General features: G+C 68.0%; 7 protein-coding genes and 1 pseudogene. 3 read left to right on the forward strand and 5 right to left on the reverse strand.

The features are described from left to right. Positions 1 to 111: 111 nt before the first annotated feature. The 4 genes from AC5WS7_RS26705 to sdhC all read right to left on the reverse strand — a co-directional run bounded on the left by AC5WS7_RS26705 (position 112) and on the right by sdhC (position 3,602). The gene (locus AC5WS7_RS26705) at positions 112 to 885 is read right to left on the reverse strand and encodes a succinate dehydrogenase iron-sulfur subunit (protein WP_495957331.1); all 774 of its coding nucleotides are present in this window, start codon (positions 883 to 885) and stop codon (positions 112 to 114) included. Then, entirely contained in the window at positions 885 to 2,666 is a 1,782-nt protein-coding gene (gene sdhA / locus AC5WS7_RS26710; RefSeq protein WP_495957332.1) for a succinate dehydrogenase flavoprotein subunit, read from the reverse strand. Before sdhA ends, AC5WS7_RS26705 begins: the two co-directional genes overlap by 1 nt. Before the next feature lie 13 nt (positions 2,667 to 2,679). Further along, positions 2,680 to 3,111 (reverse strand): succinate dehydrogenase hydrophobic membrane anchor subunit, encoded by a 432-nt coding sequence (locus AC5WS7_RS26715; protein ID WP_495957333.1) that lies wholly within the window; start codon positions 3,109 to 3,111, stop codon positions 2,680 to 2,682. Between the two features lie 86 nt (positions 3,112 to 3,197). Continuing rightward, positions 3,198 to 3,602: a succinate dehydrogenase, cytochrome b556 subunit gene (gene sdhC / locus AC5WS7_RS26720; protein ID WP_495957334.1), complete on the reverse strand. Its 405-nt coding sequence runs from the start codon at positions 3,600 to 3,602 to the stop codon at positions 3,198 to 3,200. 336 nt (positions 3,603 to 3,938) lie between these two features. Here sdhC and AC5WS7_RS26725 point away from each other — a divergent pair, with 336 nt between their 5' ends. The 3 genes from AC5WS7_RS26725 to AC5WS7_RS26735 all read left to right on the forward strand — a co-directional run bounded on the left by AC5WS7_RS26725 (position 3,939) and on the right by AC5WS7_RS26735 (position 7,330). Then, on the forward strand, positions 3,939 to 4,340 hold the full coding sequence (locus AC5WS7_RS26725) for a cytidine deaminase (protein WP_495957335.1): 402 nt from the start codon (positions 3,939 to 3,941) through the stop codon (positions 4,338 to 4,340). Positions 4,341 to 4,736: 396 nt separating this feature from the next. After that, positions 4,737 to 6,086 carry a thymidine phosphorylase gene (locus tag AC5WS7_RS26730; RefSeq protein WP_495957467.1) on the forward strand — a complete coding sequence of 450 codons (1,350 nt, stop codon included), beginning with the start codon at positions 4,737 to 4,739 and terminating at the stop codon, positions 6,084 to 6,086. Between the two features lie 152 nt (positions 6,087 to 6,238). Beyond that, complete coding sequence (locus AC5WS7_RS26735; protein WP_495957336.1) at positions 6,239 to 7,330, forward strand: adenosine deaminase; 1,092 nt, start codon at positions 6,239 to 6,241, stop codon at positions 7,328 to 7,330. A gap of 13 nt (positions 7,331 to 7,343) precedes the next feature. Here AC5WS7_RS26735 and AC5WS7_RS26740 read toward each other — a convergent pair. Further along, positions 7,344 to 16,208, reverse strand: a pseudogene (locus AC5WS7_RS26740) (amino acid adenylation domain-containing protein); the annotation flags it as partial. Positions 16,209 to 16,493: the final 285 nt, after the last annotated feature.

Raw genomic sequence — 16,493 nt, forward strand, 5'->3', positions numbered from 1 at the left:
CCAGACTAGTCGGGCTGCCCGCCGGCACCTCGATATCAGTCGATCTCCAGCATGCCGAAGGCCGCCCCCGTCGAATGATGGAGGCGGCCTTCGGGTTCGGGCTCGGGGAACTCAGCGCGCGAACAGCAGGGCGCGTTTGACTTCCTGGATCGCCTTGGTGACCTCGATGCCGCGAGGGCAGGCGTCGGTGCAGTTGAAGGTGGTGCGGCAGCGCCACACGCCTTCCACATCGTTCAGGATGTCCAGGCGCTCGCGGGCGCCCTCGTCACGGCTGTCGAAGATGAAGCGGTGCGCGTTGACGATCGCGGCCGGGCCGAAGTAGCTGCCGTCGTTCCAGTACACCGGGCATGAGGTGGTGCAGCAGGCGCACAGGATGCACTTGGTGGTGTCGTCGAACCGGTGCCGGTCGGTCTGGGACTGGATGCGTTCGCGGGTGGGCTCGTTACCCGAGGTGATCAGGTACGGCTTGACCGCGCGGAAGGCGTCGAAGAACGGCTCCATGTTCACCACGAGGTCCTTCTCCACGGGCAGGCCGCGGATGGGTTCGACGGTCATGGTGAGGGTTTTGCCGCTCTTGGGCAGCATGTCGCGCATCAGCACCTTGCACGCCAGCCGGTTCACGCCGTTGATGCGCATGGCGTCCGAACCACAGACACCGTGCGCACAGGACCGGCGGAAGGTCAGCGTGCCGTCCAGGTAGGACTTGATGTAGATGAGCACATTCAGGAAACGGTCCGTGGGCAGCACCGGGACCTGGAAGGAATCCCAGTGCGCGCCCTTGTCGTCCTCCGGGTTGAACCGGGCCACCTTGACGGTGACCATGACCGATCCGTCCGGAACGGGGGCCGGTTTCTGCCCGGCGGGAGCTTCGGCTACAGCAGTCATCAGTACTTACGCTCCATCGGCTCGTAACGGGTCTGCACGACCGGCTTGAAGTCCAGCCGGATGTCGGCGATCAGTTCCGCCGGCGCACCGGGCTCGACCTGCTTGTACGCCATGGTGTGGCGCATGAAGTTGGTGTCGTCGCGGTTCGGGTAGTCCTCGCGGGCGTGGCCGCCGCGCGACTCCTTGCGGTTCAGCGCGCCCACCACGGTCACCTCGGCCAATTCCAGCAGGAAGCCCAGTTCGACGGCCTCGAGCAGGTCGCTGTTGTAGCGCTTGCCCTTGTCCTGCACGGTGATCCGCTCGTAGCGCTCCTTGAACCCGTGGATATCGGTGAGCACCTTCTTCAGCGTGTCCTCGGTGCGGAACACACCGGCGTTGGCGTCCATGGTCGCCTGCAACTCGCTGCGGATATCGGCGACGCGCTCGTCGCCGTGCTCGGACAGCAGGTTGGCCAGCCAGTTCTGCACCATCGTCGCGGGCTCGGACGGCAGCTCCACGAAGTCGTGGCGCTGCGCGTACTCCGCGGCGGCGATGCCCGCGCGGCGGCCGAACACGTTGATGTCCAGCAGCGAGTTGGTGCCCAGACGGTTCGAGCCGTGCACGGAGACGCAGGCGCACTCACCGGCGGCGTACAGGCCCGGCACCACGTCGGTGTTGTTGCGCAGCACCTCGCCGCGGATCCGGGTGGGGATGCCGCCCATGACGTAGTGGCAGGTCGGCATGACCGGCACCGGCTCCTTGACCGGGTCCACACCAAGGTAGGTGCGGGAGAACTCGGTGATGTCCGGCAGCTTCTCCTCGAGCACGTCCTCGCCGAGGTGGGTCACGTCGATGAAGACGTAATCCTTGTTCGGCCCGCCGCCGCGGCCCTCGGCCACCTCCATGACCATCGACCGGGCGACGATGTCGCGGGGGGCGAGGTCCTTGATGGTGGGGGCGTAGCGCTCCATGAACCGCTCGCCCGAGGCGTTACGCAGGATGCCGCCCTCACCGCGGACCGCCTCGGAGATCAGGATGCCCAGACCGGCCAGACCCGTCGGATGGAACTGGTGGAATTCCATGTCCTCCAAGGGAAGTCCCTTGCGGAACACGATCGCCATGCCGTCGCCGGTCAGCGTGTGCGCGTTGGAGGTGGTCTTGTACATCCGGCCCGAACCGCCCGTGGCGAAGATGATCGCCTTGGCGTGGAACACGTGCAGTTTGCCGGTGGCCAGCTCGTAGGCGACCACACCGGTCGCGACCTGGCCGCGGTCGGTGTCGGTGAGCAGCAGGTCCAGCACGTAGAACTCGTTGTAGAACTCCACGTCGTGCTTGACGCAGTTCTGGTACAGCGTCTGCAGGATCATGTGACCGGTGCGGTCCGCGGCATAGCACGCGCGCCGCACCGGCGCCTTGCCGTGGTCGCGGGTGTGACCGCCGAAGCGGCGCTGGTCGATGCGGCCCTCGGGGGTCCGGTTGAACGGCAGGCCCATCTTCTCCAGGTCGAGCACCGCGTCGATGGCCTCCTTGGCCATGATCTCCGCGGCGTCCTGGTCGACCAGGTAGTCACCACCCTTGACGGTGTCGAAGGTGTGCCACTCCCAGTTGTCCTCCTCCACGTTCGCCAGCGCGGCGCACATGCCGCCCTGGGCCGCGCCGGTGTGGCTGCGGGTGGGGTAGAGCTTGGTCAGCACGGCGGTGCGGACGCGGGGCCCGGCCTCGATCGCCGCACGCATCCCCGCGCCACCGGCACCGACGATCACCACGTCGTAGCGGTGTTCCTCAATCGGATTCTCGGTCATGGAAGTGGCGTTCCTAACTGATGTTGGGGTCGAAGGTGAAGATGACGTAGGTGCCCACGCCCATGATCAGGATCATTGCCACGACCAGCAGGGTCTTGAGCCAGAACCGGGTGGAATCCTTGCGGGAGTAGTCGTCGATGACGGTGCGCAGACCGTTGCCGCCGTGCAGCTGGGCCAGCCACAGCATGGCCAGATCCCAGATCTGCCAGAACGGGCTGGCCCAGCGGCCGGCCACGAAGGCGAAGTTCAGGCGCTTCACGCCGCCGTCGAGCATCAGCATGATCGTCATGTGGCCCAGGACCAGCACGATCAGCAGGATTCCGGAGAAGCGCATGAACAGCCACGCGTACTTCTCGAAGTTGTTGCCCGAGGCCCGGCGCGGCGTGCGGGGCGAGTCGAGGCTGGCAGGCCGGTCGTAGGACTTGCCGAGGACAGGTGCGGTCATGCCTCCACCTCGCTAACGCTCGGCTCCAGCACGCCCGCACGGTGCGCTGTGTTGATGATTCGTTCGCTGCGCTCACTCATATGGCCTCAGAGCTCCGTCGTGATCATGTAGAACAGCTGGCGTCCCACGCCCATACCGGCGACGATCACCCAGACCGCGAGCACGATCCAGAGCATCAGCCGCTGGTACTTCGGGCCCTTGGACCAGAAGTCGACCAGGATGACCCGCACGCCGTTCAGTGCGTGGAACAGCACGCACACGACCAGGGCCATCTCCATCAGAGCGACGATCGGGTTCTTGTAGGTCTCGATCGCCCGGTTGTAGGTGTCCGGGCTGACCCGCACCAGAGCGGTGTCGAGCACGTGCACGAAGAGGAAGAAGAAAATCGTCACACCGGTGATCCGGTGCAGCGCCCAGGACCACATGCCAGGGTCGCCGCGGTACAGGGTCTTCCGCTTCGGCTGAGCCGGAGCTTCCAGCGTGGTGGTCATGAGAGTGCGGTGCCTCCAACGTCGTTGTGGACCCGCCGGGCGGGCCGGCAAGTGGCGATCCGGTCGCAGATTTCGGGGCGCGGACTCGGAGCCGTTGGATCTGAATTCACCAGCTCTGTGCCCGGAGCCGACACCCCAGAGGCGGTGGCCGCCGGTGCACGGCCAAACCTGAACCGATCTGTCAGAACTGTAATCCCCGGACATTCGCGGAACTAATTCGGCGTGCCGGGCGTTGGGCCGAAATTCAATGAGTTAGGTTTGCCTTGCCTGATATATCGAAGCGCCTGCGGTAGCTTTTCCTCGACCGTGAACGACCCGCCCCGACGGAGGCTCGATATGCCGGAAATTGATTGGGATATATTGCGCCGCAATGCATCCGAAGTTATGCAGAATGCGTATGCACCGTACTCGCGGTATCCCGTGGGCGCGGCCGCGCGCGCTGTCGATGGCCGAATGGTGCTCGGGTGCAATGTGGAAAATGTCTCATACGGTTTGGGGCTGTGTGCTGAATGTGTACTGGTCGGTAACCTCTGCGCGTCCGGCGGTGGAAGGTTGCTGGCGATTGCTGTGTGCGATTCGCGCGGGGCTGTTCTGATGCCGTGCGGCCGTTGCCGGCAGCTGCTCTACGAGCACGGAGGCGGCGATCTGCTGGTCGATCACGCGGACGGCCCGATGCCGCTGAAGCGTTTGCTGCCGTTTGCCTTCGGACCCGATGATCTTGCGGTCGGGCGGAAATGATGTGAGCTTTCGCACGGCTTTTTCGTGATACTGGACGTTCGCTCGGCGAGCTGTCCGTCGGCTCGGGAAGGCTGTGAGGTTTGCGTACAGCTGTTGGATTATGAAAAGCCCTGTGGCGCAAAGGCTTACAGTGTTCCCTCGAGTGGTGGCGTGGGTGCATGTGAGCTGCGTTACCTATAGGTGTGGCCGCAAACGGGACGGTAACGGGACCGCGCGGACCGACGCGGGCCCGGGAAGGGGACCGCACAGGCCGGATCGGCGTCCACGGAAGAAGGGCTGTGAGTTGTCCGGCGGGTGCACAGACCTGTTTGCCGGCCGCAAGCGAGTCCTTCCCACACGCGCCGAGGGGCCGTGCGCGGATGGGAATCCTCTGGAAGCCTGTCGGACATGGTGAGTGTGCATTCGGCGGTGTCGGTGATCACGGCCAAGCGTGATGGTGGGGAGTTGTCGGACGAGCAGATCGATTGGGTGGTCGGCGGATTCACGCGTGGGGAGGTGGCCGACGAGCAGATGTCGGCGTTGGCGATGGCGATCCTGCTGCGCGGAATGAATCGGCGAGAGATCGCACGGTGGACGCGCGCGATGATCGAGTCGGGGCAGCGGATGAGCTTCGCCGAGCTGACGCGCCCGACGGTGGACAAACACTCCACCGGCGGTGTGGGAGACAAGATCACCCTGCCGCTCGCGCCACTGGTCGCGGCGTGCGGCGCGGCCGTGCCGCAGTTGTCCGGGCGCGGTCTGGGACATACCGGCGGCACCCTGGACAAGCTGGAGTCGATTCCCGGGTGGCGAGCCGATATCTCGGTTCCGGACATGCGCCGGGTACTCGCGGATCCGGCGATCGGCGCGGTGATCTGCGCCGCCGGGGCCGATCTGGCGCCGGCCGACAAGCGGCTCTACGCGTTGCGGGACGTCACCGGGACCGTGGAGTCGATACCGCTGATCGCGAGTTCGATCATGAGCAAGAAGATCGCCGAGGGCACCGCGGCGCTGGTGCTGGACGTCAAGGTCGGCGCGGGCGCGTTCATGAAAACGCTCGACGCGGCCCGCGAATTGGCAACGGCGATGGTCGAACTGGGCGCCGACGCGGGCCTGCGCACCGTGGCGCTGCTGACCGGTATGGACACCCCGCTCGGCCGGACCGCGGGTAACGCCCTCGAGGTCGCCGAGGCGGTCGAGGTGCTCTCCGGCGGGGGGCCCGGGGATGTCGTCGAGCTGACCCTCGCCCTGGCCCGGGAGATGCTGGCGCAGGCCGGAATCGATGACATCGATCCGGCCGACGCGCTCGCCGACGGCCGGGCCATGGATCACTGGAAGGCGATGATCCGGGCCCAGGGCGGTGATCCGGACGCCGCCCTGCCGGTTGCCGCGCACACCGAGGTCGTCACCGCCGACCGATCCGGCACACTGACCCGCCTCGATGCGATGGGCGTCGGCCTGGCCGCCTGGAGTCTCGGGGCCGGGCGCGCCCGTCAGGGCGATCCGGTCCAGTTCGGCGCGGGCGTCGAGCTGCACGCCAAGCCCGGCGCGAAGGTTGTCGCGGGACAGCCGCTGCTCACCCTGCACACCGATACACCCGAAGCATTCCCGGCCGCGCTCGCGGCGCTGCGCGATGCCTATGTGATTGACGCCGCGCCGGGGCCGTCCGCTCCGGTCGTGCCGGCTACCGAGTCGACTTCCTCCGCGTCGTCGGCCGGGAATCCGGCCGCGCCCGGCTCGATCGTGCTCGACCGCATCGAGCCCTGAGCGCACTGTGCGCGTGGCTGCCGCGCTCGTGGGTAACTTCTCGGGGACGGGCTGACCCGGCCACTCGTCGACCGCCGGACGCGGACGGCAATTGCCTGGCACCCGAATCCGGCCTGAAGGCGCGGGGCGGCGGGATGAGCTAGCGTCGATACATGACTGGACCGATGCCTTTGACCCTTGCCTCGATCCGCCAGGCCCCGAAGGCCGTGCTGCACGACCATCTCGATGGTGGCTTGCGCCCCGCGACCGTCCTGGAGCTTGCCGCACAGTGCGGTTACGACCAGCTACCCGCGCAGGACGCCGCCGCGCTGGGCAACTGGTTCCGCGATGCGGCGGACAGCGGATCGCTGGAGCGATATCTGGAAACCTTCGCGCACACCACCGCCGTCATGCAGACCCCCGAGGGCCTGCACCGGGTGGCCCGAGAATGCGCCCTGGACCTGGCCGAGGACGGCGTGGTGTACGCCGAGGTGCGTTTCGCGCCCGAACAACATCTGGAGCGCGGCCTGTCCCTGGACGAGGTCGTCGAACACACCCTGGCGGGCTTCCGCGAGGGTGAACGGCTTGCCGCCGAGGCGGGCATGCCCATCCGGGTCGTATGCCTGCTCACCGCCATGCGGCACGCGGCGCGCTCACTCGAGATCGCGGAGCTGACCGTGCGGTGGCGCGATCGCGGCGTGGGCGGATTCGATATCGCCGGCGCCGAGGCGGGCTACCCGCCGAGCCGGCACCTGGACGCGTTCGAATACATGCGGGCCAACTGCGGGCACTTCACCATCCACGCCGGTGAGGCGTTCGGCCTGCCGTCCATTCACGAGGCCGTCGCGTTCTGCGGCTGTGAGCGGCTCGGCCACGGCGTGCGCATCACCGACGACATCAGCGACTCCGAGTCCGAGCCGAAACTCGGACTGGTCGCCAATTACGTTCGGGACCAGCGGATTCCGCTCGAGCTGTGTCCGTCGTCGAATGTGCAGACCGGCGCGGTGCCCTCCCTGGAGAAGCACCCGTTCGACCTGCTGGCCCGGCTGCGGTTCCGCGTCACGGTCAACACCGACAACCGGCTGATGAGCGACACCAGCATGAGCCGGGAAATGCTCAAACTGGTGAACACCTTCGGCTACGGCTGGAGCGACCTGGAACGCTTCACCATCAACGCCATGAAATCCGCCTTCATCGCGTTCCCCGAACGCCTGCGCATCATCGACGAGGTGATCAAGCCGGGCTACGCGGTGTTGCTGGGGTAGCCCGGGGTCCGCGTCAGGTCGTGGCCGCGGCCGGGCCGTAGCCATGGCGGATCTCGCGGACACGGCCGCCCGCGACCGGAATCTCCCAGCGCCGCAGGAGATCCGGAGTGCTCGCCGCATCGTCGGTGATCACCACGCGGAGTCTGTCGAGCCCCGCGGGGTCGATCGCGGCCAGCTCCGCCGCGGTGAGGACCGCGTGCGACACCCGCTGTCGACGCAGCAGCACGGCCAGGTCCTTCCCGTGGTCGACGGTGGGTGCCGCCACCACCAGGGTCGCGCCACCGCCGACGGCCAGGAGTAGCTCCAGCATCGCCGCGTCGGACGACGGTGTGGCGAAATGCAGGGTGCGAGAACCGCTCGTCACTCGGAAACGCTCTCCCAGTTCCGCGCAGAAACCGGCCAACGCGGCGTGGTCGACGGTGACGACCCGGGACGGGCCGCTCGATCCCGAGGTGCGCACGACACAGGCCGGATGATCGGGACGCAGCGGCCGAGGGCGATCGATATCGCCGATCGGTGCTGGCGACCGGTCGGCGAGTTGCCGGGCGAACTCGTCGGTGCCCAACGTCAACCGGGGCAGCGCATCGGGCAGGTCGACGCCTGGGACGGTCAGTCCCAGCGCCGCGTCCGCGGGCAGGTGACTACTCGGGTCCGCCACGGAGGCCGGATCCACTGGCACGATGGCCGCCCCGGTCTTGACCACGGACCAGATCGCGAGCACCGAGGTCGCCGACCGTGGCATGCCGATCACGACCAGATCCCCCGGCCCGACGCCGCGATCGAGCAGCAGGCGGGCCAGCCGGTTCGACTGCTCGTCCAGTTCGAGGTAGTCGAGCCGGTCCAGCTCCCGGGCGGAATCGTCGACGATCACCGCGACGCCGTCCGGATTGCGGTCCGCGGCCGCGGCCAGCAGATCCGGCAACAGCTCGATTCGCCGCGGCCGGGCCGGTTCCGGTCCGGCGGCCACCAGCGCCCGGTCGCGTTCGCCCGCGTCGAGGACATCGATATCGCCGACGAGTACCTGCGGATCGGCGGCAACACCGGTCAGGATCCGTTCGAACCGGCGACCGAGGCTCTGTATGGTCGGTGCGTCGAAAAGGTCTGTCGCATAGGTGAATACGACGATCAGCTCATCCCGGACACCATCGTCGCGGTGGTGTGGATCGACGATCACCTCCAGATCGAATTTGGCCGTCACCTCGCCGGTGTCCAGCGCCGAGATCCTCAGCCCCGGCAGCTCGAACGCCGGCGCTTCGGTGTTCTGGAACGACAGCATCACCTGGAACAGGGGATGCGCCCCGCCCGCCCGGGCAGGAAGGACCGCGTCGACCACGCGCTCGAACGGAATGTCGGCATGGGCGAACCCGGACAGGTCGACCTCCCGCACAGTGTCGACGAGTGCGGCGAACGGGGCCGACCGGTCCACGGTGGTGCGCAGGGTCAGGGTATTGACGAACATGCCGACCAGATCGTCCAGTACGGCGGCTCCGCGACCCGCGATCGGCGTGCCGATCGCGATATCCGATCCGCCGGACAACCGGGCCAGCAGGACGGCCAGGGCGGCGTGCACGACCATGAACAGCGACGAGTTGTGCTCCTGCGCGATCTGCGCCAGTCGCGTGTGCACGTCCGCGGGCACCGCGAACGCGATGGACGCGCCGCGCTGGGACGCGCGCGCCGGGCGCGGATGATCCAGCGGCAACAGCGATGCGCCGGCTATGCCCGCGAGCTCGCGCTGCCAGTAGGCCAGCTGCCGGGCGGCGACCGAGTCCGGGTCGTCCTCGCTGCCGACGGCCTTGTGCTGCCAGATCGCGAAATCGGCGACCTGCACGGCCAGCGGCGCCCATCTCGGCGGGTCACCCGCGACGCGCGCCAGATATGCGGTCGTGAGATCCCGCGCCAGCGGCGCCATCGACGCACCGTCCGCGCAGATGTGGTGCGCGACGACGACCAACACGTGCTCGTCCGCGTCGTGGCCGCGGAACAATCGAATCCGGACCGGGGGTTCGGCGGTGACGTCGAAGCCGGTGGTCGCGAGTTCGGCGATGCGGTCGAGGACGCCGTCGGTGGCGTGGTCGACCTGCAACCCGTGCGGCAGCGCCTCGGTCACCGGCAGGATCTGCTGGTACGGCTGCCCGTCGGGGCCGTCGGCCGGATATCTGGTGCGCAGCGCCTCGTGCCGCTCCAGAACGTCCTGAACGGCTTGTGCCAGCGCGGGCACATCCAGCGAGCCGCGCAGGTGCAGCGCGAACGGAATGTTGTAGGCGGGGGATTCGGGGTCGATCCGGTTGAGCACCCACATGCGCAGCTGAGCCAGCGACAGCGGTACGAACTCACCTCGTTCGACCGCCCGGAGCTCGGGGCGCTCGGCCGCATCGTCGCCGCCGGGCACGATCCCCGCTGCCAGGTCGGCGACGACCGGCCGGTCGAACAGAGCCCGCACCGGCACCCGCGTCCCGAGGGCCGCGCTCAACCGGGCCACCGCCCGCGTGGCGACCAGCGAGTTACCGCCGAGTGCGAAGAAGTCGTCGGCCGTGCCCACCCGATCCAGGCCGAGCACCTCGGCGAAGACTCCGGCCACGATCTCCTCGGCAGGCGTGCCCGGCGCGCGGAACTCCCGGAGGCCGAACTCCGGCAGAGGCAGCATTCGGCGGTCCACTTTGCCGCTGGTATTGCGCGGGAATTCGGCGAGTTCGACGATCGTGGCCGGGATCATGTAGGCGGGCAGCGTGCGTGCCAGGGCCGCCAGCGTTTCGGCGGTGTCGTGCCGGGCATCGGGTGCGGGCACCACGTAGCCGACGAGCTGGTCGCCCAGCTGTGAGGGCAGCACCGCGGCCGCGGCCTGTCGCACCGACGGCAACGCCGCCAGCGCGGACTCGATTTCGCCCAGCTCGATGCGCTGGCCCCGGAACTTCACCTGGAAGTCGGTGCGGCCCAGGTATTCCAGTACGCCGTCCGCGCGCCATCGCACCAGATCACCGGTTCGGTACATGCGTCGACCGTCGTCGAACGGGTTGGCCACGAATCGTTCCGCGGTCAGCGCCGCCCGGCGCACATAGCCGCGGGCCAGCTGGTCGCCGGCCAGATACAGCTCACCCCGAACCCCGGCCGGGACCGGCCGCAGGCGTGAATCCAGCACGTACACACCGCAATTCCAGCCGGGCGTGCCGATCGGTATGTCGGTGCGTTCGTCGCCGGAGGCGGTCCGGGAGGTGATCGAGACGGCGGTCTCGGTCGGCCCGTACAGGTTGTGCACGCGAGCGTCGCAGATCGCATGCAGTGCGGCGACGGTCTCCGCGGTCAGCACCTCGCCGCCGTTGATCACGTGCCGCAGGGTCGCGACCGCGGCCGCGTCCACCTGGGCCGCGAACTCCGCGAGCATCGAGGGTACGAAGTCCGTGGCTGTGACTCGTTGCGCGGCAATGGTTTCCGCCAGATATACCGGGTCCCGGTGGCCGTCGGGAGTGGCCAGCACCAGCTTCGCGCCGACGCGCAGCGGCATGAAATAGCCCCATACCGACATGTCGAAGGTGGTGGGCGCCTTCTGCAGATAGGCGTCGTCGGGGCCCAGCGGATGCCGGTCGAGCATCCACGCGAGGTGATTGCCGACCGCGCGGTGCGTTATCGCGACGCCCTTCGGCCGGCCGGTGGAACCGGAGGTGAACAGGACGTACGCCAGATCGTCGGTGCGGGCCGGCCGCAGCAGTTCCGCGGCCCGCACCGGTGTGCTCTCGAATCCGTCCGGCTCGCCGGAGTCGATGCGCAGCACCGCGATTCCGTCCGGCACCGGCACGGAATCCGTGGTGAGCACACACACCGGCTGGGCGGTGCGCAGGATGTACGCGATGCGCTCGGCGGGATGATCCGGATCCACCGGGACGTACGCACCGCCCGCGGCGAGGACCGCGTACATGCCGACGACCAGCTCCGGTGACCGCCGTATCGCGAGGCCGACCAGGCTTTCCGGGCCGACGCCGCGGGAGATCAGCGCACGCGCGAGGCGGTTGACCCGCTCGTCGAATTCCCGGTAGGTCAGTTCCGAGCCCGCATAGGCGATCGCGACCCGATCCGGATGGGCCGACACCGCGCGCCGATAACCGTCCAGCAGCAGCTCCGGCTCGACCTGATGCCGAGAGCCGTTCCACTGCAACAGGATCCGGTTCCGCTCGGCCTCGTCCAGCAGGATGTCGATGCCACCGACCGTGGCCACGGGATCGCCCGAGAGCGCGTCCAGAACACGGACCAGCCGCGCGGCCATGGTTTCCACCTCGCCTGCGGTGAACCGGCCGTTCAGATACCGCCAGGTGATCTCGATCGTCGACCCCGCCGTGACCACCAGGGTCAGGGGGTAGTGGGTGTCGTCCGCCAGTCTCACGCCGGTGACCGACATGCCGTCGATCGAGCTGGTGGCTGCGATCGCCTCGCGGTCGATCGGATAGGACTCGAAGACCAGCAGGGTGTCGAATTGCGCTGCGGCCCCGGCAATCCGCTGGATATCGCTCAGGCCGACCTGATGATGGTCCAGCAATGCCGCCTGGTCGCGCTGCACATCCTGCAGGAACTCACCGACCGTGTGGCGCTCGTCGATCCGCACCCGCACGGGCAGTGTGTTGATGAACAGGCCCACCATGGATTCCACACCGGGCAGCTCGGCCGGTCTCCCGGATACCGTGGCGCCGAACACGACGTCGTCGCGGCCGGTCAGCCGGCCCAGCAGCAGACCCCACGCCACCTGCAGGACGGTATTCACCGTGACACCGAGTGCCGCTGCGCGCTCGGTGATCCGGCGGGTGCGGCCGGCATCGATCTCGGTGTTCAGCCTGTCGATCCGCGTCCGTTCGCCGGGGCGGGATGGTGACGCCAGCAAGGTCGGCTCGTCGAGGCCCGTCAGCGCCTTCGCCCAGGTCTGTAGCGATGCCTCGCGGTCCCGCCCGGCCAGCCAATTCAGATAGCCACGGTACGGCGCCACCCGCGGCAACCCGCTCTCGTCGCCACGCGATGCGTACAACAGCAGCAGGTCACGCAACAGCAACGGCATCGACCACCCATCCAGCAGGATGTGGTGGGAGGTGATGACCAGGCTCCACTGCTGTTGTGCCGCAACGTCTTCGGTGTGCTCGGTTGCGGTGTCGACCGCAGCGCCGGTGCGATACAGGGTGAATCGCAGCAGCGGCGGCGCCGCGAGGTCGAAGTGGTTCCGGCGATCCGCGTCGACCAACCGCCGCAACTCCGCGCGGCGTTCACCGTCGGGCAGCCCGGTCAGATCCACCTCGCGCCACTGCGCCTCGCTCCGGCTCATGACGAGTTGTACGGCGTTGCCATCCGAATCGGTGACGAACGCCGTCCGCAGATTGGGGTAGCGAGCCAGCATCGCCTGGGCCGCCGTGCGCAGCCGCGCCGTCTCGAGCTCGCCCGCCAGATCCACCGTCGACTGGGTGGTATAGACGTCGACGTCCGAGCCCGCCAGCAGGGCGTGGAAGAGCAGACCGGCCTGAAGCGGCGCCAACGGCCACACATCGGCCAGTGCCGGGTAGTTCCGTTCCCACACCTCGATATCCGATTGGCTCACCCGCACCAGCGGCAGGTCGGACGGTGTGCGCCCGCCCGCGTCCGAGCGCCGCGCGTGCCGCGAGAACGCGGTGAGCGCGGCTGTCCACAGCTGCGCGAACTCCTGCACCCGGTCACGGGAAATCACCTTGGTGGCGAACGCGAACGACGCGGTCAGCTCGGGCCCGTCCGCACCGTCGGCCACGATCGCGTTGATATCGATCACGCCGTTGGCGGGCATATCCGAATCCATCTCGGCGGTCGGTTCGCCAAGGTCGTCGACCGGCATCCAGCCCAGTTCCGCGAGTTCGGCGGGGATCTCGCCCGCGGTGACACGGCCCAGGTAGTTGAAGCCGATCTGCCCGGCCTCGGCCAGTCGTGCGGTGCTGTCCGGGTCGAGATACCGCAGCAGGCCGTAGCCGATGCCGTTGTCCGGCACGGCCAGTAGCTGTTCCTTCACCGACTTAACGACAGCGCCCAGGGCCGGGCCACCCGCGAACGCGTCGTCGAGATCGATCTCGCCCAGCTCCAACCGCACCGGAAACGCGCTGGTGAACCACCCGATGGTGCGAGAAAGATCCGAGCCCGCCACGACCTGCTCCTCGCGACCGTGGCCTTCGAGCTTGATCACTGCCGAACCGCCCTTGTCCAGGCGTCGCCATCGGCTCAGCGCCAATGCCAGCGCCGACAGCAGAGCGTCGGCGACGCCGCCGTGATAGCGGCTCGGGATCGTGGTCAGCACGGCGTTGGTCACCTCGGCGGGCACCGTCACCCGCACGTGGTCGACGGTGGCGAGGGTGTCGATCGCCGGATCGAGGGCGCGGCTGCCCAGTGGCGGGTCGTCGGCGTCGCAAATCTGCTGCCAGAACTCGAGTTCCGCCCGGCGTGCCGGCTCGGTCGCCATCTCGGTCAGCGCGTGTGCCCAGCGCCGCATCGATGTGCCGTTGGCGGGCAAGGACGCCTGCCGGCCGGCGACCAGTTGCGACCACGCCAGCGCCAGATCCGGGATGAGAATGCGCCACGACACGCCGTCGACCACGAAATGGTGTGCGACCACGAGTAATACGTCCCGGCGTCCCGGGGGCGAGTCGGGCTCCGGTGTCGCGAAGGCGAACCAGAGGAACTGCAGCATCACCGCATTCGCCGGATCGAGCCGGCCCAGCGCGCCGTCGTAGGCCGCGCTCGCTCTCCGGGACAGCTCCGCGTCGTCGATGCCGGCGGGCAGCTCGATCCGGTGCACCAGCGCGTCGACATCGACCGCTCCGCGCCCGAGGACCTCGAATGTCCAACTGGCCGTGTTCGAATCGGCTCCGAGCCCAGGATCCGCCGGCTCCGCGGCGCGCAGCCGCGACCGCAGCACATCGTGGTGCGTGATCACCGCGTCGAGGGTGGCTACCAGGGTCTCGCGGTCGATATCGGTCGGCAGGCGCAGCGCCATCGATTGCGAGAACCGTTGCCACGCTGTGCCTTTGGCCAGGGTGGCGGCCATTATCGGCGTCAGCGGAATCGTGCCGACACCGCCTCCGGGCAGTTCGTCCAACCGGGGCTGCTCCGGATCGGAAGCCGACGTCGCGATTTCGGCCAGCGCGGCAACGGTTCGATGATCGAACACATCTCGCGGGGTGAACACCACTCCCCGCTTCCTGGCTCGGACCGCCATCTGGATGGACAGGATCGAGTCGCCACCCAGCGCGAAGAAGGAATCGTCGATGCCGACCCGTTCGACACCGAGCACCGCGGCGAAGGCCTCCGCGATAACCGACTCGGTTTCGGTGACGGGAGGACGGAATTCGGCGGTCGCGAAGGCCGGTTCCGGCAATGCGGCACGATCCACCTTGCCGACCGATGTGAGCGGGATCTCGTCCAGCACGGTGATCGATGCCGGCACCATGTACTCCGGCAGACGGTTCGCGACGAACGCGGTGAGTTCGTCGATGTCGAGCGTGCCGCCTTCCCGCGGCATCACGTACGAGACCAGGGCGGTGGCGCCGGAGGGCAGCGTCTTGCCGACGGTTACGGCGAAGCCGATGCCGGGATGGGCGGTGAGCGCGCTGTCGATCTCGCCCAGCTCGATCCGGAAGCCGCGGATCTTGATCTGGAAATCCGATCGGCCCAGATGTTCGAGGGTGCCGTCGGTTTCATTGCGCCGCACGAGGTCCCCGGTGCGATACAGCCGCACCTCCCGCGCGCCGGCCTCGGCTCCGAACGGGTTGGCCACGAATCGCTCGGCGGTCAGACCCGGGCGGCCCAAATACCCCTCGGCCAACGCCGGGCCGGACAGATACAACTCCCCGACGCTGCCGGCCGGGGCCGGCCGCAACCGCGTGTCCAGCACGATTGCCGCCACGCCGGCGATCGCGCGCCCGATCGTCACCGGGCCCTCGGGCGGGATCGGATCACTCAGGGTCGCCAGCACCGTCGCCTCGGTCGGGCCGTACCCGTTGATGAACAGCCGTCCCTCTCGCGCCCACCGCGCCACCAATTCCGGGCCGCACCGGTCGCCGCCCACCTCGACCACTTCCAGGTCGTCGAGTCCGTCCGGATCCAGTGACGCGAGTGCTCCCGGGGTCATCGACAGATGGGTGACACGCTCGCGTCGCAGCAGATCGGCCAGTTCCGGGCCGCCGAATATATCCGGTGGCACCACCACCAGCGTCGCACCCGAGGAGAAGGCCACCAGCAGCTCCTCGACCGAGGCGTCGAAGCTCGGTGACGATGCGTGCAGCACGCGCGAGTTCGGGCTCACTCGCAGCGTCTCCCGTGACGAGGCCACCAGGCCGCCGAGGCCGGTATGGGTGATCACGACGCCCTTGGGGGTTCCGGTCGAACCCGAGGTGTAGATGATGTACGCCGGATGCCGTGGATCGATGGGGCGTATCCGATCGAGATAGGAGATCGGATGGTCCGGGTTTTCGGCGATACGCGCAGCCTGCGCGGGATCGTCCAGCTCGATCCACTGCACCGCATCGCCCAGCGCGCTCCGGTGCACCGTCGAGGTCAACCCCAGTACCGCTCCCGAATCCGCGACCATGTGTGCGATGCGTTCGGGCGGATACGCCGGGTCCACCGGCACGAAGGCGGCACCCGCCTTGGCAATCGCCCAGACCGCCACGACCGACTCGACGCTGCGTCGAAGGCCCATCGCCACCGCATCGCCGGCACCGATACCGCGTCCGATCAGCTCACGTGCCAGTCGAGAGGACACCGCGTCCAGTTCCTGGTATGTAAGTTGCCGTTGGTCGGCCGGGTCGCCCGATGGATTGAAGCGAACGGCGATCCGATCGGGGTCCGATTCCACTGCGGCCGTGAGCAGATTCGTCAGGAGCGGAGTATGTGAACGACGATTGCGAGAATGCGGCGAACGACTTTGTCGTGCCATGCCCAGGGCCCTTTCGTACATCCCGACCCGGTGAACCACTTTCACTGGCTGTAGTGAGGTTATTACAGCACGAGAAAGCGGCGGTGCGGAAGGTATTACTCTGGCTGAACAGAGCTGTTCCCACCACTGGAGTGGGCCTCTACCGGGGCGTGTCGGCGCCCCAGCAGCCAGAGTGCTCAAATGACGCCCTGGGAAAGACGGGAATATTGTGGGCGCCGCGGTAAATCCGCAGTCCGG

Source organism: Nocardia sp. PLKS1-43 (genome assembly GCF_059510335.1).

What these genes read in the sequence shown, in the direction of transcription:
- AC5WS7_RS26705 (WP_495957331.1), bottom strand. Translation starts at nt 885, where the DNA reads ATGACTGCTGTAGCCGAAGCTCCCGCCGGGCAGAAACCGGCCCCCGTT.
- sdhA (WP_495957332.1), bottom strand. Translation starts at nt 2,666, where the DNA reads ATGACCGAGAATCCGATTGAGGAACACCGCTACGACGTGGTGATCGTC.
- AC5WS7_RS26715 (WP_495957333.1), bottom strand. Translation starts at nt 3,111, where the DNA reads ATGACCGCACCTGTCCTCGGCAAGTCCTACGACCGGCCTGCCAGCCTC.
- sdhC (WP_495957334.1), bottom strand. Translation starts at nt 3,602, where the DNA reads ATGACCACCACGCTGGAAGCTCCGGCTCAGCCGAAGCGGAAGACCCTG.
- AC5WS7_RS26725 (WP_495957335.1), top strand. Translation starts at nt 3,939, where the DNA reads ATGCCGGAAATTGATTGGGATATATTGCGCCGCAATGCATCCGAAGTT.
- AC5WS7_RS26735 (WP_495957336.1), top strand. Translation starts at nt 6,239, where the DNA reads ATGACTGGACCGATGCCTTTGACCCTTGCCTCGATCCGCCAGGCCCCG.